Source organism: Actinomycetota bacterium (assembly GCA_014360645.1).
In the GTDB taxonomy this organism is placed as follows: Bacteria; Actinomycetota; Geothermincolia; order Geothermincolales; family RBG-13-55-18; genus Solincola_B.
This window is the reverse complement of sequence record JACIXD010000005.1, coordinates 218,471-240,944: the sequence shown is the minus strand read 5'-3', so window position 1 is coordinate 240,944 and position 22,474 is coordinate 218,471. Positions and strand designations below refer to the sequence as shown.

The following is a 22,474-nucleotide window of genomic DNA, read 5'->3' as shown; positions in this document are numbered from 1 at the left end:
ATGTCGTATAATCTTTCATGATGGAGAGGAGATGGGATGGCCGGTATAAAATCCGATTCTAGAGACAAGAAGAGGAAGAAGATAATCGAAACGGCGGCCAAAGAATTCGTAAAAAAAGGCTACCAGAGAGCGAACATCAACCACATCGCCGAAATGAGCGGTATCGGTAAGGGCACCATATATCTCTATTTCAAGAACAAAGAAGACCTCTATATTCAGGCCCTGCGCGAAAGCAATGACGCATGGATGGAAAAGGCGAAGGCAATAGTCGAGTCGGAAGGAGATAGCCTGGAAGCGCTCGTCGAGCTGCTTAAACTCGATGTTCTCCTGGGAGTCAGGCATAAAGAACTGGCCCAGCTCTGGATCACCTCGTTTTTCGGCGACAACCGTCATTTCGCAGGTACCGCGGCTTCGGTCCTGCAGGAGTATTACCAGCTCGTAGAGGACCTGGTTAAGAAGTGCATTGAGGAGGGTGTGTTCCGTGATGTCGACCCCGTCGTAACCTCATATATGTTGCTCGGGTTCAGCGAGTTGACCATTGCTTTCTACGACACTCTCTTCAGACAACTCGGAGATGTCGAGCTCGTCTTCGCCAAGATAGCCGATGTCATGCTCAATGGCTTGAAAGCGAGGCAGGATCGCGAGGTGAAACCGGCTTCTTCGAAAAAGAACGTTTCAAAAAAAGCCCGGGGGAAACCCCCGGCAAATACCTGATCCCATCCTGATCAGGATATGGTCGAAAGCTTCCAGTTATATATACGGATAGCCCGGGCAAGTATCAGCTATCCCATGCATTTCTGCATCGAACATCATGTCGCGGTGAGCCTCCTCCTCCTTTCTTCGGGCGCAAGATAACCTTTCCTGGCGTTCCAAGCGAAATAAGTGATGATCATCACCAAGATGATAACCCCTGTAGCCAGCCATTCACCCCAGCTCAGGCCGCCCGGGCTTATAGGCGTATATACCAGGATATACGCAGCGGCAAAAATGGTTGCCACCCATCCTATAAACTTCCCTGCAGGCACTCGATAGGGCCTTTCCAGATCGGGCCTCCTCGACCGCAGCCTGAGAAAAGATATCGAGACCAACATCCAAGTCACCACCAGGAACAGGGAAAAGATATTCACAATCCCTACATAGATGGCCTTGCTGGTGCCGAGCAGACAGAAGGCGGTACTGAAAAGGAAGAGCATGGTGATGATGCGCGAGGGAGTCCTGTGTTTCGGGTGTATCACCGCTATCCTCTCCGGGATGAACTTCGCGCGCGCAAGTCCCAGGATGAGCCTGCTGCCGGCCATATAGGCCGCGTTCCACGTCGTCAGCATGCCCATCAAGGCTGCAAAGGTGACGAAAATCCTTGCGACATCTGAACCGCCGAAAAGCTGATCGATGGCATCCAGGACCACCAGCCCTTCGCCAGACCTCAGCGTGAGGTCGGCAGCAAAGCCAAGACCGAGGATTATGAGCACGTAGAAGAGGACGGATCCCCAAACGGTGTAGACCACCAGTCTCCCCATGCTTCTGCTGCTCACCGCCGTTTCCTCGGATGCTTGCGGTATGGCGTTGAAACCGGATAAAAACCCGGGCACCATGAGAAACACCAAGGCCAGCCCATCCAGTTCTCCAAAGAGAGGTTTGGCGTTCTGAGGCGAGCCCTTGATGACGCCGCTGCCCGCAAAGAACAGGGCGGCAATCAGGAGCACGGCAACGGCGAATGTCTGAAAGACACCTGATATCTTAGCACCACGGAAATTCAAGCATGCAAAAACAGCGTTGCCCAACAACGAAACCAGCAGATAACTCAAATAGACAGGGGAGCCTCCTATGCTGTACAGTTCGCCGAACTTGGGGACATTAATGCCAAAGCCTTCCAGTATTACGGGAAACATCAATGTTTCTATGACTATCAGTCCTCCCCACAGAAGGATCATGCCCCAGGACACCGCAATGGCAGCCCTTTCACCTATGCCCTCAAAAGCGAAAATGACTTCCCCTCCAGCGCGAGGAAATGCGGATGTGAGCTCGGCGTATACCAGGCCTACAAAACTGCAGAGCAGGCCGCAGGCCACAAAAGCGAGGATGCCTCCGAGCGTTCCCCCGTCCGAGCTCCATATCCCCGAATAGATGACCCAGGACCATCCGATCACCGCCCCCAACCCGATGGCCAACAGCTCCCACCTGGAAAGCGTTTTTGCGAGATGGCCGTCTATGCGCGCTGTTTCCTCCATCGAACCCCTCCCTCTCGAGACCTTCAGGCCCAGACGACGCCCTTTTCCCTGAGGTTGCTTATCTCCTCTTCCGAGATGCCGAGCTCTTTCGCAAGGATGGCTTTGGTGTCATTGCCCAGGGCTTTGTCGTGCAGCTTTACTGCTTCATCGACACCTCGATCATCGAGAAACCTGATGGGCTGGTTGAAAGTCTTGACTTTTCCCAGGCTTGGATGGTCATGCTCGAGAATCATCCTACGAGCATAAAGATGGGGATCGTCGAGTAGTTCAACAACGTCCTTTACAATCCCACACGGGATACTCATCTCGAGCAGGAAATCAAGCAACGCTGATGATTCCTGTGTTTTCACCCACTCGGCGAAAGCGGAGTTAAGGTAAGCGAGGTCGCGTGATCTCGCCTCGATCGCTTGCTCCGAGTCGCCCTTATATTTATCCGCTATGTCGTCCCTGCCGATATGCCGGTAGATCCTGTCGAACTTGTCACTGCCGACACAACAAACCATCACCCATTTACCATCCCTGGTCTGAAAAGCATCCCAAGGCGCCCCTAAGGGATCGGTATTTCCCCTGGCGGGTAGGGAATCGCCCGTCATGCTCGCTCTTATCACGCTCTCCTCGAGAACCGAGAATACGGCGTCCATCATTGCGACCTCGATCCTCTGCCCGTGACCCGTGACGTCTCTTTTCCGCAGCGCTGCGAGGATGCCGACGGCAAGGAATAGTCCCGTCAGCGAATCCGCGACGGCGGGTCCCGTCTTGAGTGGCGGCATCCCAGGGTATCCCGTCATGCTCATCAACCCGCCCATAGCTTGTGCGACGGGATCGACGCAGGGCATCTTGGAATAGGGGCCGTAACTACCGAACCCGCTTATAGCCGCGTAAATCATGGAAGGGTTCACTTTTTTAACGGTTTCATATCCGAGGCCTAGCCTATCCATGGTTCCGGCCACGAAATTCTCCGTGATCACATCAAATCTCTTGCACAGGTCGAGGAAGATCTTTTTCCCTTCCTCCATTTTTAAGTTCAAAGCTATGGACTTTTTGCCGCGATTCAACATGTAGTAATACCCGCTCCACCCGTTCCTCATAGGGGGAAAGACCCTCGTATAGTCGCCCACCGGCGGCCCTTCCAATTTGATCACTTCCGCCCCTAGGTCGCTGAGCACGAGTGTCGCGAAAGGCCCGGCGTATACCCAGGTGAGATCGAGAATCCTTACTCCTTCAAGAGGTTTTTTTAACTCGGACATTTTGCACACCTCCCGCTCTCGCCATCCGGCAAGATGAACTCCCATTCACACATGACGTTCTCCTTCGGGGGATCGGGGTGAGCATGAAGACAATTCACGACAAAACCCTCGTTGACCGCATGGGCCATTGCGATATACAGGGGCGGGGAGCCGATCTTGCAGGGAAACAACGGTAGATTCAACTCTTTTCTATATTTGCCCATGGGGCATTCATTGACTCTGAATGCCAGACGCTTTTCCTCGACGCATAGGAATTCCCACCTGAAGCCAGCGTTGACCCATTGTGCAGCGGAAAACTTCAGGATAGTGGCAAGGCTCTGTATGTCATCCCCCAGCTCGAGGATCCTTTTTAACCGATATGCTTGAGCGCGTGCGGTCCTTTCCCAGATCTCCCCGTCAAGCCTCGCAGCGGCCTCCTCGCCGAAATCCCTCTCCGTAAAGACTATCCAGTAATTCTGGTTCGTCCAGTAGTTCCTCACCCACATGTCGATAAGATCGACCAGTTTTTCCTTAGGAAGTCCGAGTAACTCGAGGCGCAATTCCTCCCAAGTCACCCTGCCCTCTTTTGTGTCTCCCATTACCACTCTCCTTTGTCAAGTCTTCGCGAAACCAATACTCTGCCACATCTCGGTATCGACCGTTATCGCAACGGCGAAAACGGATCACTCATGCGCTAACGCTCACATCGAGGCAAACCTGACAAGGACTCCGACGACCGGACCAACATCCGTACCCACGGTTCGAAGGACTTGCCCTCCATTTTCTCTGTGCCTGCCGCTCAAGCTGACTCTTCACTGGAATGGGCAGGCGACAATAGCGACGCCGTGAGATCCAACCGGACTCTTTTCTCGAGATCCGGGACACCGGAAGCGCGCTCCGAGAAACACCATGATCGACCGATTTCCTTTCATGTCTCTCATATGCATGAATATGGGTGACCGGTCACCCATATTTAAGCATAGATGGTTCATGGCGTCAACATCTCGAAAGGACCAATAACGCCGGAAAAAGACGGCAAAAGCGGATTGTCGATATGAGCAGGGCATGAGGTCTCGATTGCAAACCCTAAGGCTAAGGTATTGTCTTGGCCCACGTAAATTGAGCTGGCGGCGGACTTTAATCCAGACGGGGCGACCAATGGTTATGAGGCATGGCACTATACAGGGTTCAGGACCCTGATCGAGGGGCCGCGCTCGATGGTGAGGGCGTAGGGCTCCTCCAGCTCGAAGACCTCCCCGTCCAGGCTGTAGCCCTCGCGACATTCCATGCGGATGCGGGAGGCGCGCTGGTTGAAGAACTCCTCCCTGGGGTAGGGGGGCTCGCTCCCCCTCGCCCACAGCAGCCGGTGCAGCCTGCGGGCGAGGCGGAAGATGGGGACGCTGGTGGCGATGACGTAGAAATCGCCCTCGCCCTCGTCACGGAAGGCGTCGAAGGTTATCACCACCACCTGAAAGACGACCGCCAGCACCACCGTCACCTCTTCCGCCGGGAGCTCGAAGTCGTCGATGGCCACCCGCGCCGGGGTGAGGCCGAAGACGTCCCGGTAGCGGGTGCGGCGGGTTGCGCCGCCGAAGGCGCACTTGGCGAAGAGCTTGGCGGCGGCCACCGGCCCCCCTTTGGTCTCGCGGTAATAGACGCGGTGAAAACGGTAGAGGGCGCCGTTGCCGAAAAAGAACCCGTATACCCTTTCCTCCCTCTCGCCCGTGCGGCGAGTCACCCGCAGGGTGGGAACATCCACGCAGGGCAGCTCGTCAAGAGAGCGCTCGGTGTCCAGGGCGCGGCGCAGCAGTTCGGGCGGCGTGCCCTTGATGCCGAGGTGGTCCGCCAATAGGTTCATGGTTCCCCCGCGCAGGGGGAAGATCACCGGTATGCGGTCGGAGCCCTCCCCGTATTTGTTCACCATGTGGGTGACGGTCCGCTGCACGGTGCCGTCCCCGCCGTTGAGGCACAGGAGGCGCTCACCGCGGGCGAGCATGCGCTCCACTGCGCCGTCGATCTCCTCCATGGTCTCCGTCTCCATGACCAGGCCCCGGTTCCCCACCATCTCCGGGATGCCGTAGCGCTTGTAGCGCCCGAAGCGGTTCCTGCCCGCCTCCACGTTGGTGAGCACGGCTATGCCAAGTAGAGGAAGGGAAAGCACTGCGTGCGGCGATCTCCCGTGCCCGCCGCCGGTGAGGGCTAAAGCCAGCGACAGGAGCGCCAGCATGAGGAGTGCGGCATGAAATGAGGACCCGGGCCGCGCGGGCCTGCGTCGCAATCCCATCTCGCCGTTTTCGGGCCTCAAGACATCTCCTTTATCGTCCGGATTCTCCGTCGCCCCGCGGCAAACCCCGGCCGGCCGCGGCATCTGATGCCGAGATCCCGCGTCTAATCGTGCCGGATGCCGCTCACTTAATACCATTTCCTGCCATGGTATCGGTAAGGGCAGGGCCATGACCGCCCGGGGTCCGGAACAAAGCCGGCTCGAAACCCGGATTGCGCTGCGGGTCACCCGGCCTGTCCGATCCATGTCCGTGCGTCCATGCCTGCGTGGCCGTATCCTCCGACGGTGACGCCGGCCGCCTCCTCCGTCAGCCGGACATAGCCATGCCTCCCCCCACCAGTCCCAGGAAAGAGAAGGCGATGAAGATGACCGTCCCCACCCCCATGGAGATCCCCTCGCTGCGCAGTATGGTGGTGAGGTTGGTGATGGCCATGCCCAGGGCGAAGATGGAGAAGAGTATGGCCACCCCTCCCAGGCCCCTGCTCTGGAAGATGAGCATGAGCAGGGCGATGAGGGCCCCGAGGATGAGGGAACATAGGCCGGTGAAGACAGGGCGTCCCTCGGAATAGATGAAAAAGGCGTTCACCACCTCGCCTTCCTCGCGCTCCGCCGCCACCGGTCACCCCGATTATAAACTCATTCACCAGGGCCGTGCGCGCCAGTTTTCCTATCCCTGTCATCCGAGCCCTGTTAACCCCGCCTCATGCGCTCGCATCCGTGGAGCCGTGCCCGTGATTCACAGCGCTTCCACCAGCCAGCCGTCCTCCTCTCCCCGGCACTTAACCTTTCCCTCCGCCTCCAGCTTGTCCAGGTGGCACTGGAGGATCTGGGGTCCGGGGAAGAAGGCGATGAGGGGGTTTCTGAACACGCGGGATGCCAGCTCGGGAAAGGGGACCGGCCCCGCCGCCAGCTCCCCCAGTATCTTCTCCTCGCGGCGCAGGAGGCGTTCCCTGGTCCTGGCGATCTCGCGCGCCGGCGCGCCGCTCGTCTTCCCATGTGAGGGGACGAGGAAGGACGCGGGGACGGCCGCCAGGCGGTCCAGCCCCTCCAGAAAGCCGGTGAGTCCGCCCGAGGAAGGCGAGTACCAGGCGACCACGTCCCCCACCGCGTCTGCGGTGAAGAGCGCGCCGCTCTCCGGCTCGAAGAGGGAAACGAGGCCGTTGGCGTGGCCGGGGGTGACGATGACCCGGAACCTGAACCGTCCCAGCTCCAGCTCGCCGTCGGGGTCGATGAGATCGGTGGCGTCGGCACGTGCCATGGGACAGAGGTTGCTGAAGTATTCCAGGATGTCCGGCCTCTCCAGGTTGAAGGGGTTGATGCCGTAGCGCAACGGCAGGGCCATGTCGAAGGTCCCGTTGAGGCGGGATGGCTCCGCCGCCAGGGGCACCTCTACCGGGTGCAGGAACACCCGCGGCGATGTCTCCTCCAGGAGGTAGCGCATGGCGCCCATGTGGTCGGGGTGGGCGTGGGTGAGCACCACGGTGTGCACGTCGCCCATGGAGAGGCCGTGCGAGGAGACAAACCCCTTCAGCCGGGCGTACACCTCCTCCTTTCCGCAGCCCACGTCCACCAGGATCGCGCCGTCGGCGTCCCGGATCATGAGCGTATTGGCCGAGGCCGGCCAGATGGTCTCCTCGTCCCGGTGCAGGAAGATACCTTCGGGCAACATGCCTCAATGATATTTCATCCCGCGCGCCCGCGCAATCCCGACGACACGGCGGTATTCGCCGTCTGCTTTGGCCCCGGATACTTGAGCTGGCTGCTGAAGGGAACCGTATCTGTATCTTTGGTCTTCAGTCGCCAGGGATCAAGGCGAACTCGCCGGGTTTTCAAACACCGTCGAAGATCGAAGATGTGACCCCATTATTGGAACTTCTTTCCTTTGACCTTCTCGGAGTATCCGGCGTAGTCCAGGTACCTGGTCAGGCCGCCCATATAGAAGGGGTAACCGGCGCCGAAGATCATGCAGATGTCGATCTCCTGCGGCGCCCCTACCACGCCCTCTTCCAGCATCCTCCAGCACTCGTCGGCCAGCGCCTCGCTCACGCGGTCGCGCATCTCCTGGGGGCTGAGCTTGTTCGGAGGATCGGCCTGCTTCCAGAACTCGCGCACCTCCGGGTCCACCTCTCCGTCGGGACCGTACACGCCGGGCTTCTTGCGCGCCACCAGCTCCTTGAAGTTCTCGCTCACCGTATAGCGGTCCGGGAAGGCGGCGGCGAGGGTCTCGTTGGTGTGCAGGGCTATGGCCGGTCCCACCAAGGCCAGCAGCCCGAAGGGAGGCATGGGGGTTCCCAGCGCCCACAGCGCCTGGTCCACTTCCTTGAAGTCGTTGCCCTCGTCCACCAGCTTCACCGTCTCCACCATGGAGCGCAGCAGGAGGCGGTTGACGATGAAGGCTGGGGCGTCCTTGCACAGCACGCAGCGCTTCCCCAGCTTCTTTCCCACGTCGAAGGCGGTGATGAGGGTGGGGTCGTCGGTCTTCTCCGCCTTGATGATCTCCAGCAGGGGCATGGCCGCCACGGGGTTGAAGAAGTGGAAGCCCACCACCCGGCCAGGGTGCTTGAGGTCGGAGGCCATCTCCGTCACCGACAGCGAGGAGGTGTTGGTGGCCAGGATGCAGGTCTCGGAGACGTGCTCCTCCAGCTCCCCGAAGACCTGCTTCTTGATGGGCATCTCCTCCAGCACCGCCTCGATGACGAAGTCGCAGTCGGCCATGTCCTTGTAGTCCAGGGTGGGCTCCACCAGGCTCAGCAGCCACGCCACCTTGTCCTTGTCGATGCGGCCCTTCTCGGCCTGGCGGCTGATCTCCTGGGTGATGTAGCCCATCCCCTTGTCCACGAACTCCTGCTTGATGTCCTTGATCACCACGGGTATCCTCATGCGCCGCAGGAAGAGCACCGCCAGCTGGCTGCCCATGAGCCCCGCTCCCAGGATGCCCACCTTGCGCACCGGCAGAGGAGCCCCCTCGGGCACGCCCACCGGCTTCTTGGCGCGGCGCTGGGTGAGGTCGAAGGCGTAGGCCCCCGCTTGCATCTGGGGCGAGGGGATGAGCTCCGCCAGGGCCTCGTCCTCCATGGCGAACCCTTCATCCACCGAGATGTCTTTGGCCTTGGCGATGATGTCGATGGCCATGTAGGGGGCTTTGGAGTTGCCATGCACCTTGGAGTCGGCCACCGCCCTGGCCTGCTCGACGAGGGCATCGAGGTTGGACCAGTCGGGCTCCGGCCTCTCCACCTCTTCCGTGCCCTCGAGCAGGCCCACGGTGAAGGCGATGGTCTTGTCCATGAGGTCCACGGGCTCGTAGATACGGTCGGCGATGCCCAGCTCGAAGGCGGTCTTGCCGTTGATCATTCGGTTGTTGTTGAGGGCGTTGTGGATGATGATCTGCAGCGCCTTCTCGGGGCCGATGAGCTTGGGCAACAAGGTGGTCCCGCCCCATCCCGGGATGAGCCCCAGGAAGCACTCGGGGAAGCCGATGGCGGTGACGCCGCTGGATACGGTGCGGTAATCGCATGCCAGGGCGATCTCCAGCCCCCCGCCCAGGGCCACGCCGTTGACGGCCGCCACGGTGGGGAAGGGCAGGTCCATGATGCGCTTGAAGGCGGCGTGTCCCGTGCGGGCGATCTCCAGCGCCTGCTCGCGGGTCTTGATCAGGGGCACCTGGGTGAGGTCGGCCCCCGCCCCGAAGATAAAGGGCTTGCCGGTGAGGATCATGGCCTTGACGTCGGGCTCAGCCAGCACGCAATCCAGGCAGGCGTTGAGGCTGGCCATGCCCCCCATCCCGAAGCTGTTGGGCTTGCGGTAGTCCTCGCCGTTGTCCATGGTGACGATGGCGATCTTTCCCGCCGGCGACTCGAAATAGGTATCCTTAAACTGGGTTACCAGCTCGTCGGGCATCTCTTTCCTCCTTTCCTTCTCCTCATCCTAGCTCTGGACGTTCTCCCAGACCACCGAGCCGCCCTGTCCCAGCCCCACGCACATGGTGGCCAGGCCGTACTTCGCCTCGGGGTGCTCCGCGAAGTAAAAGGCGAGCTGGGCCATGAGGCGGCCTCCGGAAGAGGCAAGGGGATGCCCGAAGGCGATGGCCCCTCCCCAGGGGTTGAGGCGCGGATCATCGTACTTCTCGATGCCGAACTCCTTCATGAAGGCGATGACCTGCACCGCGAAGGCCTCGTTGATCTCGATGACGTCCAAGTCCTCGAACTTCATGCCCGCCCTCTCCAGCACCTTGTGGGTGGCGGGGACGGGGCCCAGGCCCATGATCTCGGGCTTCACCGCCGCGAAGGCGTACTGCACCAGGCGCATCTTGGGCTTGAGGCCGTATTCCTTGACCGCCCTCTCCGAGGCCAGGATGGCTCCCGCGGCGCCGTCGTTGAGACCGGAGGCGTTGCCGGGGGTGACCCTGCCCTTGACCCGGAAGGGGGTGCGCAGGCCTTTCATGCCCTCCAGGGTGGCGTCCGGCCGCGGCTGCTCGTCCCTGTCCGCGACCTTCCAGCCGTTGCCCGTCCACACCGTCATGGGCACGATGATCTTCTCGAACTTGCCCTCGTCCAGAGCCTTCTTGGCCTTCTGCTGGCAGACCACGGCGTACTCGTCGCACATCTCCTTGGTGATGTCAGGGTACATGTCGTGCAGGTTCTCGGCGGTCATGCCCATGTTCAGCGCGCTCTGGTCCACCAGCTTCTCCGCCAAGAAGCGGGGGTTGGGGTCGGCGCCCTGTCCCATGGGGTGATTGCCCATGTGCTCCACGCCCCCGGCGATGACGATGTCCGCGGCGCCCACCTGGATCTCGGAGGCGCCGAAGCAGATGGCGGTCATGCCCCCCGCGCACATGCGGTCCACGGCGCATCCCGGCGTGGAGACGGGCAGGCCCGCCAGCAACGCGGTGGTGCGTCCGATGGTCAGGCCCTGGTCGCCCCACTGTGTGGAGGCCGCCCACACGTTGTCGTCCACCCTGTCTTTGGGGACCTCCGGGTTGCGGTCCAGCAGGCTGCGGATCACCTTTACCACCATGTCATCGGCGCGCGTCTGAGCGAAGATGCCGTCGGGCCGGGCTTTGCCGAAGGCGGTGCGGCAGGCGTCGATGAGATAGACTTCCTGCAGTTCCCTGGCCATAACTTCCCCTCCTTCAAGTCGCCAAGGTCGGCATCTTGCGATGCCCGGGTTATCTCGGAACGGGTTGTATGTGAAGGGGCGCGAAACCCCGCTTTTCCTTGAGGGATGAAACGCTTGAGACTATGAGAAGACCGGCTGCGAACATTGCTGTGACCGTTCCTTCCGCCCTTACCGTCCGACGTTAATTATACGTTCGGCGACGGCTTGAAGGCAACCGTGTGTCAGCTCCCGGCCCGTGCGAAATCGCAGATTAACGGCTCTCCCCCCCCGCGCAATGGGGCTTGCCCGTGTCACAAATGTCTATCTTTTTCTCCATGAGCGATCTCCCCCGCGCGCGCAAGGGGAGACAAACCTGGTGCTGGTGGGCTTGGTGCAGGGCATCATCTCCCCCGCGCGCGCAAGGGGAGACAATTGACAATTGGACGGGCGGGACAACACATCTCCCCCGCGCACGCAAGGGGAGACGCTGCTCTTATAGAGACAGTTTTTGGATTCATCTGCGGTCTCCACCCGGGCAAGGGAGACCACCTTCGTCCGCTTGCGCGAGCTCTACCTGGCTACGAGCTTCCCCCGTGCAAATGGGACTTTCCGATAACGGTCCGTGAGAGGGCCACTGCCATCTGACCTTCCCCTGCGCAAGGGGGCCCGCCGCATTATTCCTTTTCCGCTTGCCACATACTGATGATTTTCCCTCGCGCAAGGGACCCGTCCGGGCCACCTCCCGGGGGCCGTGAACGAAAGCCTAAAGCCCGCTCGCCACTACATCCCTTCATCCTCCCGCGAGAACTCCCCCGGCGACCCATTTCACATCCCAGGTCCACTGTACGGTCAATCCACGACTGCCATCCCTGATCCCGCCCGCGACCCAGGATCCGGCTCTGCCCCCCGGCCCGAGGCTGAGGCAGGCCTTGACACAAGCCCATGGGATATCATGAGGGCATGAAGATAACCATGAGGGAGCGCCGCTCTCCCACCCTGCACGATTTCCCCTACCGGGGGGAGGGGCGCAAGTGCTACCACAAGTGGATCGTGAACGTCACTCCCCCGGGGAAGGAGCAATGCCTGCACGCGTGTCTTTACTGCTACGCGCGCGACGCGGTCTATTCCCGGCGCCATGAGGAAGGCATGGTGGTGTATACCAACCTGGCCTCCGTAGTGGAGCGGGAGCTGTCCCGGCTGGAACTGTGCCCTCCCATCTCCATCTCCAACGTCACCGACCCCTGCCAGGAGGTGCCCCAGCTGCGGCGGGCGGTGAAAGAGCTGGTGGGCGTGTTGGTGGCATGGGGGGCGAGCTTCCACGTCATCACCAAGGGCGATCCCTCTTTCCTGGAGGAGGTCCCGGGGTTTCCGGGCCCGGGCCGGTTCTTTCTCGCCGTGACCGTCGAGGGGCCTCCGGAGGTCCTGGACATCCTCTCGCCACAGGCGCCCGCCTACGGGCAGAGGCTCGCCGCCCTGCGCTGGGCCGCGTCGCGGGGCCTGCCCGCCCTGGTGCGCCTGGACCCGGTAATCCCTCCCCTGTGGCGGGCGCTCTACGGCGAAGAGTGGATGGAACGGGCGTGGGATCTGCTGAAGGACTGCGCCTCCGTCGGAGCCGCTCACGTGGTCGGCTCCACGGGGCGCCTCACACGCTCCACCCTGGCTAGGTTGCGCGAGCTGGCGCGAGGCCTGTCCGCCCGCGGTGCAGCGGCGCTGGCGCGGGATTATGCCTACGACCGCTCCTACACGTCCGGCGGCTACATGCTGCGCCATCCCCTGCGCCTGGACTTCCACCTCGCCATGCGCGCTGCCGCGTGTGAGCTGGGCATGACCTACGCCGTCTGCCAAGAGCTTTCGGCGGACGAGGCGGACACGCCGGGGCTTCCCCACTGCGAAGCATTCGCCATGCCCTTTTCGCGCCGCGTGGGCCCGGGGGAGCTCGCCCCCATCCCGGGGTGCACGGCCAATTGCCACGCCACCTGCCCAGACCTGGACGCGCCTCCCTGCGGCCGGCCCGAGCTCGCGGTTCCGCGGCCCTACAGGCCGTCTTTTCTCAAGATGAGGGCAGGTCCATGACCATCATTACCAATATATGGGTTATTGGATGCAAGGCGGGTTGGTTCGGTATGTGACATTACGTGGTTTCAGGTCCAGGAGCGAAGATCTGACCCTGAAGGGACAAAAGGAGGAGAAGATGAGCGGATTGATAGACGAGAGGATGGTGGAGACCATCAGGGAGACCGGGAACGCCGCAGCCGGGCTCCCGCCGCGGGCGGAGGTGCTGGAGAAACACAGCCTGCCATATGACCGCGAGGCGGAGAACGTCATCGTCACCGGCTGCCAGGTGCTGCACCTCCTCCCCCACGTGCTCGCCTCCCTGGCGCGCGTGCTGGACCGCGGCGACTTCTCCTACACCTTTCTCTCTCGCGAGTACTGCTGCGGCAACTACCTCTACCGCCCCGCCATCAAGGCGCGTGACGAGGAGGCCCTGGGGCAGTGCCGCGAGCTCTCCAAGGAGTTCGTGGCCCTCAACCTCATGCGGGCTGACGAACTGGGAGCGAGGAGGCTGGTGATCTTCTGTTCGCCCTGCTATCCCATCTACAAGCACGCCTTTCCCGACCGGGACATCGTCTTCTACCCGCGCGCCCTGGCCGAAGCCCTGGAAAAGACATCCCTCGACAGGGAGATCGACTACTACGCCGGCTGTTACCGGCTTCACCGCAGGTTCTCCCCTGTGCCCATGGACCTGGAATCCACCGAGGAGGTCTTCTCCCGCCTGGAAGGACTTAAGGTGAACCGCATCGACGCGCCGCAATGCTGTTACCGGCCGGAGGGCGCCGCCCATATCGCCGCGAGCGTACTCACCGACACCCTGGTCACCGTGTGCACCGGCTGCTATGGACAGGCCCTGACGGTCCTTCCCGCCGGAGGGGACGTCGAGGTGCTGATGCTGCCCGAGTTCGTGGAACGGGTCCCGGGGCGGACGGGCTAGCGGGAAAGCGGCGCCTCCCCGGCGGTCCCGGGAAGCCCGTGCGGCTTTCGCTTTCCCCTTGGGAGCCGATGCCATACGTCAATTGAACGGGTATGGATCGCCTTTCTTTGCCGGTACGGCGCGGCCCTTCCAAACACGACATGGCATGTGCCCTTCGCCTGACCCGGAAGTGCGGCGCTGCGCGAGGGGAACAAACGGTGTGGATCCATCCTTTGCCGGTGCGGCAGACCCCCGCGCCACCTGTCCGCTGCATGATCCCCCCTTACCCTTTGCGCCGTAAAAGGTCCTTGCTCCGCACGTATACGGCTCGACTCCATCACTTTTCTGGGAGGCCCCGCACCTTTTATCCTTGATCTGCTTTCCTGAATTCTCCAACAGCTTAAAAGGAAGGGAGGCGCCGAAGCGCCTCCTCTTAAAGGGGAGCTATAAGCCACCGGCGGATAGGGCTATTTCAGGGGGTGGAATGTGCTGATTCCATCTCATGCTATAGGGCATATGGGGTTGGCCGGCAGCTTATAGCGTAGGGCCCTTTTCAATGTCCAAAAAAATCGACCCCGGATGGGGCTCAAGAATCGCTACCATATATGTCGTCCCACCCGTCGATTCGAAGTTAGCAGAGTGGTATTTCCATGTCAAGCAGAACGTCCACTTTTCTTCCGCCAAAAGGATGATATGTATCATGCCCCTATCAGGGGATTTGCCGGCCCGCCCCCATCCAGACTGCTCTGTCCCTGATGGCGACCCCGCCCGCGCGATGCCCCGAGACCCCCTTCCCCTCCGGCGCGCCGCGGTCTTTCCGTGCTACCCCGCGCACAAGCATCTCTCCTCGTACCCCGAAGGGGGCTTGCGTTCCGTCCCGCCCGAGCCGCTATCTCCCGCCGCGGGAACCCCTGGCCTTGGCCTCCTTTTTCAGCCTTCGGGCCGCTCCCCGCACCAACCTCTCCTCGCGGTCCGGGCGGAAAAGGACCTGCTGCCGCCCGGTCTTGCGCCGGCGGCTGAAGGTGGGGGCCAGGCGAGGTCCAAGGCGCGCCGCCTCCAAGGCCTGGTCCACCCTGGCCTTCACCCTCCGGGACAGCTCCTCGAGCTCCTCCGAGACCCCTTCCCGCTGGGGGATCAGCCGGAGCTGCACGGGCTCCGAGGGTTCCTCCGTGGGGACGAAGGGCAATCTCCTGTTCTTGAGGGAAGCGGCGGGCACCAGCACCTTCAGGGCCCGCGGGACCACCGAGAGGTTGATGACCCTCCCCGCATCGAACTTGTAGACCTCGCCGTCGATCTGGGCGTAGGTCTCCGTCTTACACTCCACGCGCATGCTCCGCACCTGGTGGTAGGAGACCAGGCGGGAGAAGCCGTGCCGGCCTCCCATGCAGGCGAAGGCGAAGAGCAGCAGGCCGTATACGTTGGGCATCTCCCGGCCTATGGTGAGGTCCAGCAGGCCGTCGTTCATACGCGCATTGGGATTGATCCGGATATAGCGGCCGAAGACCGGCGCGTTGCAGAGGATGGAGATGAGCACCCACCCCTCGAAGGTCTGTCCCTCGTAGTCGAAGCGGACATGGTACCGCTTGCGCTCCTCGAAGAAGCACTTCTTGAGGCCGCTGTAGAAGTAGGCGGGGATGCGGAAGCGCTTCCACTTGTAGGCGCCGTCGGCGATCTCCGAATCGACCCCCAGCCCCCAGGTCACGGCGGCGTACCGGTCGTCGTAACGGATGAGGTCGATGGTGCGGTAGGCGTTTCCCAGGATGGCCTTAAGCGCCTGCTCCTTGTCCTTGCGGTCATACCCCATGTTGCAGGCGAAGTCGTCGGCGGTGCCGGCGGGGAACATGGCCAGCTTGAGGTCGGCGGAGGGGACCTTCATGATGCCGTTGATGATCTCGTTGGTGGTACCGTCGCCCGAGACCGAGACCACCACGTCGAATTCATCGGCCCACTGTACCACCATCTCCTCGGCGTGGCCTGCGCGCTCCGTGAACAAGGCCTCGTACTTCACCCCGGCGCGTTTAAGGCGATTGAGCAGCCAGATACCCTCCTCCTGGGCCTTGCCGCCCCTGGAGACGGGATTCACGATGACCAGGTATCTCCTCTCCCTGCCCTCCTCCGGCACCGCGGCACCTCCGTTTCGCCGACCCGCCCTGCCCGCCCTCCAGGCAAAGCGCTCCAGAACACCAGACCACGCCAGAAGATCATGCCAGACAGAAGCGCGAAAAACTGAAAAATCATATTATCATCTCGCCCTCCAGCAGTAAACAATAGCGCGCCTCCTGTTCAGGTCATACCTCCGGGAAGCCCGGCACGGTACGAGTCAGTCCGTTTTTTGCAGGCTTTCCGGGACTTGACCCTGAAGGGCTGCATGCAGGCAGTTTTCACCACTGCGGTAAAGCAGTAGAAGGAGAGGGGCGGTAAGGCTCGTATAAGTAGACTGCATGCATGTAGCTTTCACCACTGCGGGGAAGGGCGTTGTAGTGAGCGCGGAGATAGGACCCCCGTCCTGAAAAGTCACGCCGGCAGTTTTCACCATGGGAGGTCCGCCGAGCGACCCACTGCCGCGTGAGCGAGTCCCCGTACTAAAAGAGGCAGGCCGGCAGTTTTTGTCTATGGTGCCGTTTATTCGCCTTACAACCAGCGGTGTCGTGCATTTTAGAACCGCCGGACTCCGGCACCCCCGAAGGAAACCCAGACCTCCTGCCGCCACCGTCCCTCCACCCCCACTAGGCGTGACCGGGAGACGGATGGAGGGCATAATAAAGCCGAGCGGGCGGAAAAGGCGCCGTACAGAAGGAGGGACGATGCTCGTTAAGGAAGCGATGAACCGCAACCCGCCCCGCATCCACGATACCGCCACCATAAAGGAGGCCGCGGAGAGGATGGCCTTGACCCAGGCCGGCGACCTCGTGGTCACGTCAGGCGAAGAGGCGGTGGGGATGATCGGGGCCGAGGAACTGCTGCGCTGCCTCGTCCCCGAATATGACCGGCTTGTGGAGGAGCGCGGCGCTCCATCGCGGCTGCACCCGCACCGCCGCTCGACCGACCTCCTCCCCCACCTCAAGGTAAAAGAGGTGATGCGGCGGGTCCGCATCTTCCTCGACCCGGAACAGTCCCTGGAGGGCGCCTTCGGCCTACTCCTGGAGGGAGGAGGCGGGGCGCTGCCCGTGGTCAGCGAGGGGAAGCTGGTGGGAAGCTTGTCCATGGTGGACGTGGCGCGGGCGCTGATGTGGCGCGACCGCGTCGCACCCGCCCAGGGGCAGCCCGTGGTGGAGCGCCGGAAAGGCGGGAGGCGCGAGGGGCCCGGCTCCGCCTGATGATTTCCGGTAATTGCCCGCCGGGGTTCCCGCCAATAGGGGAAGTCGCCGCGAGACGGGGGCTTGGCGCTCCCGACAGGGGAAGAGATGTACATGAGCCAGGGCAGTGCCTCGGGATCCCCGGCGTCCTATCATGGTCACGGTGGGGCCGCGGGGACGGGAACGCGGATGCGGAAACGGGCCGCGGCACGGCGTAGCGCATAAGCGCGTATGCAAAGGAGTGGTGGTCTTGAAGATAGCGGTCACCGGCAAAGGAGGGGTGGGAAAGACCACCCTGGCGGGCGGCCTGGCGCGGCTGCTCGCAGACGAGGGTTACAACGTCATCGCGGTTGACGCGGATCCCGACGCCAACCTGGCGTCCAGCCTGGGCATCTCCGAGGAGGAGATGACGGGCGTGGTGCCCATCGCGGACATGAAGGAACTCATCGCCGAACGCACGGGGTCAAAGCCGGGCACCTTCGGCACCTATTTCAAGATGAACCCCAGGGTGGACGACCTCCCCGAAGCCCTCTCGCGGGTGCACAAAGGGGTGCGCCTGCTGGTGATGGGCACGGTCAAGGAGGGAGGCGGCGGCTGCGTGTGCCCGGAGTCGGTGATGCTCAAGGCGCTGCTGCAGCACCTCCTGCTCGCCCGCGACGACGTGGTGATCCTGGACATGGAGGCGGGGCTCGAGCACCTGGGAAGGGGAACCGCGGGGGCGGTGGATGCCATGATCGTGGTCATCGAGCCGGGCATGCGGAGCGTGCAGACCGCCAACACCATCCGCCGCCTGGCCTCCGACCTCAAGGTGAAGAACGTTTTCGTGGTGCTCAACAAGGTCCAGGATGCCCGTGAGGAGGAGCTGGTGAAGGGCCGCCTGGACGGACTTCCCTTCCTGGGCTCCATCTCCTACAACCAGAGCATACGGCGCTCCGACCTGGAGGGCACGAGTCCCTACGATGCCGATCCCGCCTTCGTCTCCGAGGTCAGGGCGATCAAGGAGAGGCTTTTCCAGGAACTGGGACGCCAGGCGGGCTGAGCGAGGGCGCCTCATCTTCTGTCCGCAAGCTCGCCGCGATCATGACGCGACCCGCTACGCATGCGCGGGAAACCGTGCCGAGGCCCCGGCAAAGTCCTCGCGGGCGTCACCCGATCCGCGTGCACGGGGAATGCCGCGTGGCGGCCAAGGAAATCGCGCGAGGTAGATATGCGGAGGGGTTTCCGTACACACGGATCCCGCAACAACCGGTACGAACCTATGCCCGGCTCCCTCTCTTCAGGCGATGCACCGTAACCCGACCATGGATGTAGTCTTTGCCGCACGCCGAAACGAAGTCCATGAGACCCGGCTGCGGTCACGGCCCTACCGTGCTGCTGTGGAACGTCTCCGCGGCGGTTATGGTATCTTATTTAGCGAGCTCTCCGTGGCTCAAAGACGGCGGGGGCCGGGGGCCGGGTCGCGGCGCCGCGCCCGGCGGGACGAACCCATCTCCGCCGCGGCGGAGGTCCCGGACGACCAGCTTCCCCATTGGGTGCTGAAAAGGAGGTCGCATGTTTCCCATCACGGCAAAGGAGCAACTGGCGGAGACGGTTTTCTCCGTGAAGGTCAGGGCGGAGAAAGTGGCGCGCAGGGCGCGGGCGGGGCAGTTCGTCATCCTGCGCCTGGACGAGACGGGCGAGCGCTTCCCCCTCACCCTCTGCGACTGGTCGCCCGAGGAGGGGTGGATACGGCTGGTGCTGCAGGTGGTGGGCCGTTCCACCCGCAAGCTCAGCCTCATGGAGGAGGGAGACGACATCCTGGACCTGGTGGGGCCCCTGGGCCGGCCCACGGAGATATGCGACTACGGACACGTGGTATGCGTGGGAGGGGGCGTGGGCATCGCCGCCATCTTCCCCATATGCCGCGCCCTGCGGGAGGCGGGCAACCGCGTGACCGGGATAATCGGAGCCCGCAGCGCCGACCTCCTCATCCTGGAGGAGGAGATGGCGGGGGTTACCGACGAGCTGGTGCTCACCACCGATGACGGGAGCAGGGGGTTGAAGGGGCGCGTGACCTGGGCCCTCGAGGAGCGCCTGAAAGGCGAGAAGGTGGACCTGGTCATCGCCATCGGCCCCGCCATCATGATGAAGTTCGCAAGCGCGGTGACGGCGGAATACGACGTCCCCACCAGGGTGAGCCTCAACTCCATCATGCTGGACGGAACGGGCATGTGCGGTACCTGCCGGTGCGAGGTCGAGGGCAAGACCCGCTTCGCCTGCGTGGACGGCCCCGAGTTCGACGGCCATGCCGTGGACTGGAACCTGCTGCTCTCCCGCCTCGACCAGTACCGGGAAGAGGAGGAGATCGCCCGACGCCTTCCTATTTGATCCGCCGATGCGGGTATTGGTCGCCCCGGACAAGTTCAAGGGATCCCTGAGCGCGCAGGAGGCCGCCGAGGCCATGGCCCGAGGCTTCAGGAGCGCCTGGCCGGAGGCGGAGGTTGAGCTCTGTCCCCTGGCCGACGGGGGAGAGGGCACGTTGGAGCTTCTGGTGGAGGCCACCGGCGGCAGGACGCTGGACTGCGAGGTCAGGGGCCCGCTGGGCGAACCCCGCCGCGCCCCCCTGGGCATCCTGGGGGACGGGGCTACCGCGGTGGTGGAGATGGCCGCCGCCTCGGGCCTGGCGCTGGTCCCGGCCGTGATGCGTAACCCCCTTATCGCCACCACCACGGGCACGGGGGACCTCATACGGTGCGCCCTCGACGCCGGCCTGCGCCGCATCGTCGTGGGCATCGGGGGCAGCGCCACCAACGACGGGGGCACGGGCATGGCCGCCGCCTTGGGGGCATGCTTCCTGGACTCCTCGGGCGCGGAGCTCCCGCCGGGAGGGGGCGGCCTGGTAGATCTTGCCACCATAGACCTCACGGGGCTGGACTCGCGCCTGGAGGAGACGGAGGTGATCGTCGCCTGCGACGTGGCCAACCCCCTGCTGGGGGAGGAGGGCGCATCGAGGGTCTATGCTCCCCAGAAGGGCGCGGATGCCTGTGCGGTGGAGCGCCTAGAGCGGGGGCTGGCGAGGCTGGCGGAGGTCACGGAGAGGACGCTGGGCCTGGACTGCGCGGACCGTCCCGGTGCCGGGGCCGCGGGAGGCCTGGGCTTCGGGCTCATGGCCTTCCTGGGGGCCGAGGTCCGACCGGGCATAGAGGTGGTCATGGAGGCGGTGGGCTTCGAGGAAAGGCTGGACGCCTGCGACCTCGTGGTCACCGGAGAGGGAAGGCTTGACGCCCAAACCGCCCAGGGGAAGACGGTCACCGGGGTCGCCCGGGCCGCCGCGCGCCGCGGTATCCCGGTGCTGGCCCTGGGTGGTGAGGTCGCCGCGGGAGCGGAGAAGCTGCACGAACTGGGGGTGACCGCGCTCCTGGGCATCGCTCGCGGCCCCATGAGTCGGGAAGAGAGCATGCGCTTCGCGGAGCCTCTGCTGGAGAAGGCCTGCAGGGAAACGGCTTCCCTCCTGCGCGAGTTGAGGTAGGATGGCTTTCCCCCCCGGGATGAGGACGGCCAGGCCCCGTGACGGTCATGCCGATGCCTTGGACATGACCTGTGTGGAGAATAGAGGTTGCTGTCGCTAGAAGTCATCGAAGTGAAGTATCGAATGCCGGAAACCTCCCGTGTTTACGGCTCTTAAGCCTTTCGTCTGTATTCCTTCACATTCTGAGCTTTCCAGAGCAATCCAGGTTCCCTCTCGATCTTGCGCAATAGATGCTTACCCGAAGTGAGCAGCACAGGATGTATTTCCCCCTCGTCCTTTAAGAGTGTAAGGAAATCGATTTTGTTCGCTCGCAAAGGCAAGAGGTCGGAAAGACCCTCCCGGCACTCGAGCACCAGGCGGTCCGCCCAAGAACTGACAACCTTGATATACGATGCATAATCATTGCGTAGAGTGGGCAGGAGAACGTTATGCAATTCGTTGATGTCGTATCCTATGTCATCGAGCGATATATCGCGCCGATCCCTCCTGCTCATGCCGCTAGAGTCCCCGGTAGTGATGTATAAACTGAAAGGCCCCTAGCAAATCAAGCTACATAAAGGACGCGCTTTTCGAAACCACCATAGCGCGCGATGTATTGCCGCTCGCCCATGTGGACAAGCCGGCCCTGTTGCGACGCCTTTTCGAGCTCGGATGCCTTCACTCGGGCCAGGTACTTTTCAACAACAAGACGAGGGGCAGCCGCGGGATGCCGGCAACACCACCTTCCGGGGAGCGCCGAAGGGCATGCTCTCGCGCCGGGTCCCCTGCCGACCCCTGTGCTATAATCTCCCCGTGAGCGAAAGACCTGCATAGGCGGTGATCTACGCATGTGGCGGCGCGGGTTCGCCCTATTTTTTACGCGTCCGGGAGATATAAGATGACCTCCCTTAAAGACCCCTACGCCAGGAAGATCGATTACCTGCGGCTGGCGGTCACCGACCGCTGCAACCTGCGCTGCGTCTACTGCATGCCCCCCGAGGGGGTGCCCCACCTCGACCACGCCGAGGTCCTCACCTACGAGGAGATCGTGCGCGTGCTCGGGGTCGCGGTGGAGGCGGGCATCAGCAAGCTGCGCCTCACGGGAGGCGAGCCCCTGGTGCGCAAGGACCTCGAGCACCTGGTGAGCGAGGTGGCGTCCCTGCGCCCCTCCCTCGACCTCTCCCTCACCACCAACGGCACCCTCCTCGCGGACCAGGCGGAAAGGCTGGCCGACGCGGGCCTGCGCCGGGTGAACATCAGCATCGACTCCCTGCGCGAGGAGACCTACCGTTCCCTGACGCGCACCGGCAGGCTGGGCGACGCCCTGCGAGGCCTGGAGGCCGCCCTGGCGGCGGGCATGGACCCAGTGAAGGTCAACGTGGTGGTGCTGCCCCACCTCCCCGAAGAGCTGGAGGATTTCGTGTCCCTGGTGCGGCGCCTCCCGGTGCATGTGAGGTTCATAGAATACATGAGCCCCTGCGGGGTGGTCGACGGCAGCTATTACGTGCCCGCGGAGAGGATACGGGAGGCGCTGGAGAGGCACGGGGAACTTAGGCGATGCGAACCGCCCCGGGGGGCGGGCCCGGCGCGTTACTTCCGCCTCCCGGGCGCTCGCGGCACCATCGGCTTCATATCCCCGGTGAGCTCGCATTTCTGTCCCCAGTGCAACCGCCTGCGCCTCACCGCGGACGGGAAACTCAAGCCCTGCCTCTTCTCCCCCTCGGAGACCGACCTCCTGGCGATCATGCGGGAGGGAGGCAGCGACGCCGACATCCTCGCCGCCCTGCAGGCCTCCCTGGCCGCCAAGCCGCGCGACCACGGGGGGCTGGCCAGCGGCGCCCCGGGCAGGACCATGTCCCAGATAGGAGGTTGAGGGGTGGCGGGTACCGGA

Annotated in this window: 17 protein-coding genes; 8 read left to right on the top strand and 9 right to left on the bottom strand. The window is 62.9% G+C overall.

Annotation, left to right across the window (positions count from 1 at the left end):
* The first annotated feature begins 36 nt into the window (after positions 1–36).
* A complete protein-coding gene (locus H5T74_06460) occupies positions 37–714 on the top strand; it encodes a TetR/AcrR family transcriptional regulator (GenBank protein MBC7230016.1) in 678 nt (225 codons plus the stop codon).
* Positions 715–809: 95 nt separating this feature from the next.
* On the opposite strand, the gene H5T74_06455 is transcribed toward H5T74_06460, so the two are convergent.
* The 8 genes from H5T74_06455 to H5T74_06420 all read right to left on the bottom strand — a co-directional run bounded on the left by H5T74_06455 (position 810) and on the right by H5T74_06420 (position 10,853).
* Entirely contained in the window at positions 810–2,228 is a 1,419-nt protein-coding gene (locus H5T74_06455) for an amino acid permease (GenBank protein ID MBC7230015.1), read from the bottom strand.
* 23 nt (positions 2,229–2,251) lie between these two features.
* Positions 2,252–3,475: a CoA transferase gene (locus tag H5T74_06450; GenBank protein MBC7230014.1), complete on the bottom strand. Its 1,224-nt coding sequence runs from the start codon at positions 3,473–3,475 to the stop codon at positions 2,252–2,254.
* Complete coding sequence (locus H5T74_06445) at positions 3,463–4,053, bottom strand: hypothetical protein (protein ID MBC7230013.1); 591 nt, start codon at positions 4,051–4,053, stop codon at positions 3,463–3,465. The genes H5T74_06450 and H5T74_06445 overlap by 13 nt, the downstream gene beginning before the upstream one ends.
* 578 nt (positions 4,054–4,631) lie before the next feature.
* Positions 4,632–5,759, bottom strand: coding sequence for a hypothetical protein (locus H5T74_06440; protein ID MBC7230012.1), 1,128 nt, complete (start codon positions 5,757–5,759; stop codon positions 4,632–4,634).
* Between the two features lie 286 nt (positions 5,760–6,045).
* The gene (locus tag H5T74_06435; protein ID MBC7230011.1) at positions 6,046–6,354 is read right to left on the bottom strand and encodes a hypothetical protein; all 309 of its coding nucleotides are present in this window, start codon (positions 6,352–6,354) and stop codon (positions 6,046–6,048) included.
* A gap of 120 nt (positions 6,355–6,474) precedes the next feature.
* Positions 6,475–7,407, bottom strand: a complete 933-nt coding sequence (locus H5T74_06430; GenBank protein ID MBC7230010.1) for an MBL fold metallo-hydrolase — start codon at positions 7,405–7,407, stop codon at positions 6,475–6,477.
* A 194-nt stretch (positions 7,408–7,601) separates the two neighbouring features.
* The gene (locus H5T74_06425) at positions 7,602–9,635 is read right to left on the bottom strand and encodes an enoyl-CoA hydratase/isomerase family protein (protein ID MBC7230009.1); all 2,034 of its coding nucleotides are present in this window, start codon (positions 9,633–9,635) and stop codon (positions 7,602–7,604) included.
* Between the two features lie 27 nt (positions 9,636–9,662).
* Positions 9,663–10,853 carry a thiolase family protein gene (locus H5T74_06420; GenBank protein MBC7230008.1) on the bottom strand — a complete coding sequence of 397 codons (1,191 nt, stop codon included), beginning with the start codon at positions 10,851–10,853 and terminating at the stop codon, positions 9,663–9,665.
* 939 nt (positions 10,854–11,792) lie between these two features.
* On the opposite strand from H5T74_06420, the gene H5T74_06415 reads away from it, so the two are divergent.
* Together H5T74_06415 and H5T74_06410 are read left to right on the top strand one after the other, a co-directional pair.
* The gene (locus tag H5T74_06415; protein MBC7230007.1) at positions 11,793–12,905 is read left to right on the top strand and encodes a hypothetical protein; all 1,113 of its coding nucleotides are present in this window, start codon (positions 11,793–11,795) and stop codon (positions 12,903–12,905) included.
* Between the two features lie 118 nt (positions 12,906–13,023).
* On the top strand, positions 13,024–13,821 hold the full coding sequence (locus H5T74_06410; protein ID MBC7230006.1) for a (Fe-S)-binding protein: 798 nt from the start codon (positions 13,024–13,026) through the stop codon (positions 13,819–13,821).
* A gap of 868 nt (positions 13,822–14,689) precedes the next feature.
* Here H5T74_06410 and H5T74_06405 read toward each other — a convergent pair.
* On the bottom strand, positions 14,690–15,922 hold the full coding sequence (locus H5T74_06405; protein ID MBC7230005.1) for a diacylglycerol kinase family lipid kinase: 1,233 nt from the start codon (positions 15,920–15,922) through the stop codon (positions 14,690–14,692).
* Positions 15,923–16,604: 682 nt separating this feature from the next.
* Here H5T74_06405 and H5T74_06400 point away from each other — a divergent pair.
* The 5 genes from H5T74_06400 (at position 16,605) to moaA (ending at position 22,456) form a co-directional block, all read left to right on the top strand.
* A complete protein-coding gene (locus H5T74_06400; protein MBC7230004.1) occupies positions 16,605–17,117 on the top strand; it encodes a CBS domain-containing protein in 513 nt (170 codons plus the stop codon).
* Between the two features lie 229 nt (positions 17,118–17,346).
* Positions 17,347–18,135 carry an AAA family ATPase gene (locus H5T74_06395; GenBank protein ID MBC7230003.1) on the top strand — a complete coding sequence of 263 codons (789 nt, stop codon included), beginning with the start codon at positions 17,347–17,349 and terminating at the stop codon, positions 18,133–18,135.
* Between the two features lie 512 nt (positions 18,136–18,647).
* A complete protein-coding gene (locus H5T74_06390; protein ID MBC7230002.1) occupies positions 18,648–19,463 on the top strand; it encodes a sulfide/dihydroorotate dehydrogenase-like FAD/NAD-binding protein in 816 nt (271 codons plus the stop codon).
* Positions 19,464–19,470: 7 nt separating this feature from the next.
* A complete protein-coding gene (locus tag H5T74_06385) occupies positions 19,471–20,604 on the top strand; it encodes a glycerate kinase (protein MBC7230001.1) in 1,134 nt (377 codons plus the stop codon).
* 877 nt (positions 20,605–21,481) lie between these two features.
* Complete coding sequence (gene moaA, locus H5T74_06380) at positions 21,482–22,456, top strand: GTP 3',8-cyclase MoaA (GenBank protein ID MBC7230000.1); 975 nt, start codon at positions 21,482–21,484, stop codon at positions 22,454–22,456.
* The last annotated feature ends 18 nt before the right edge of the window (positions 22,457–22,474 follow it).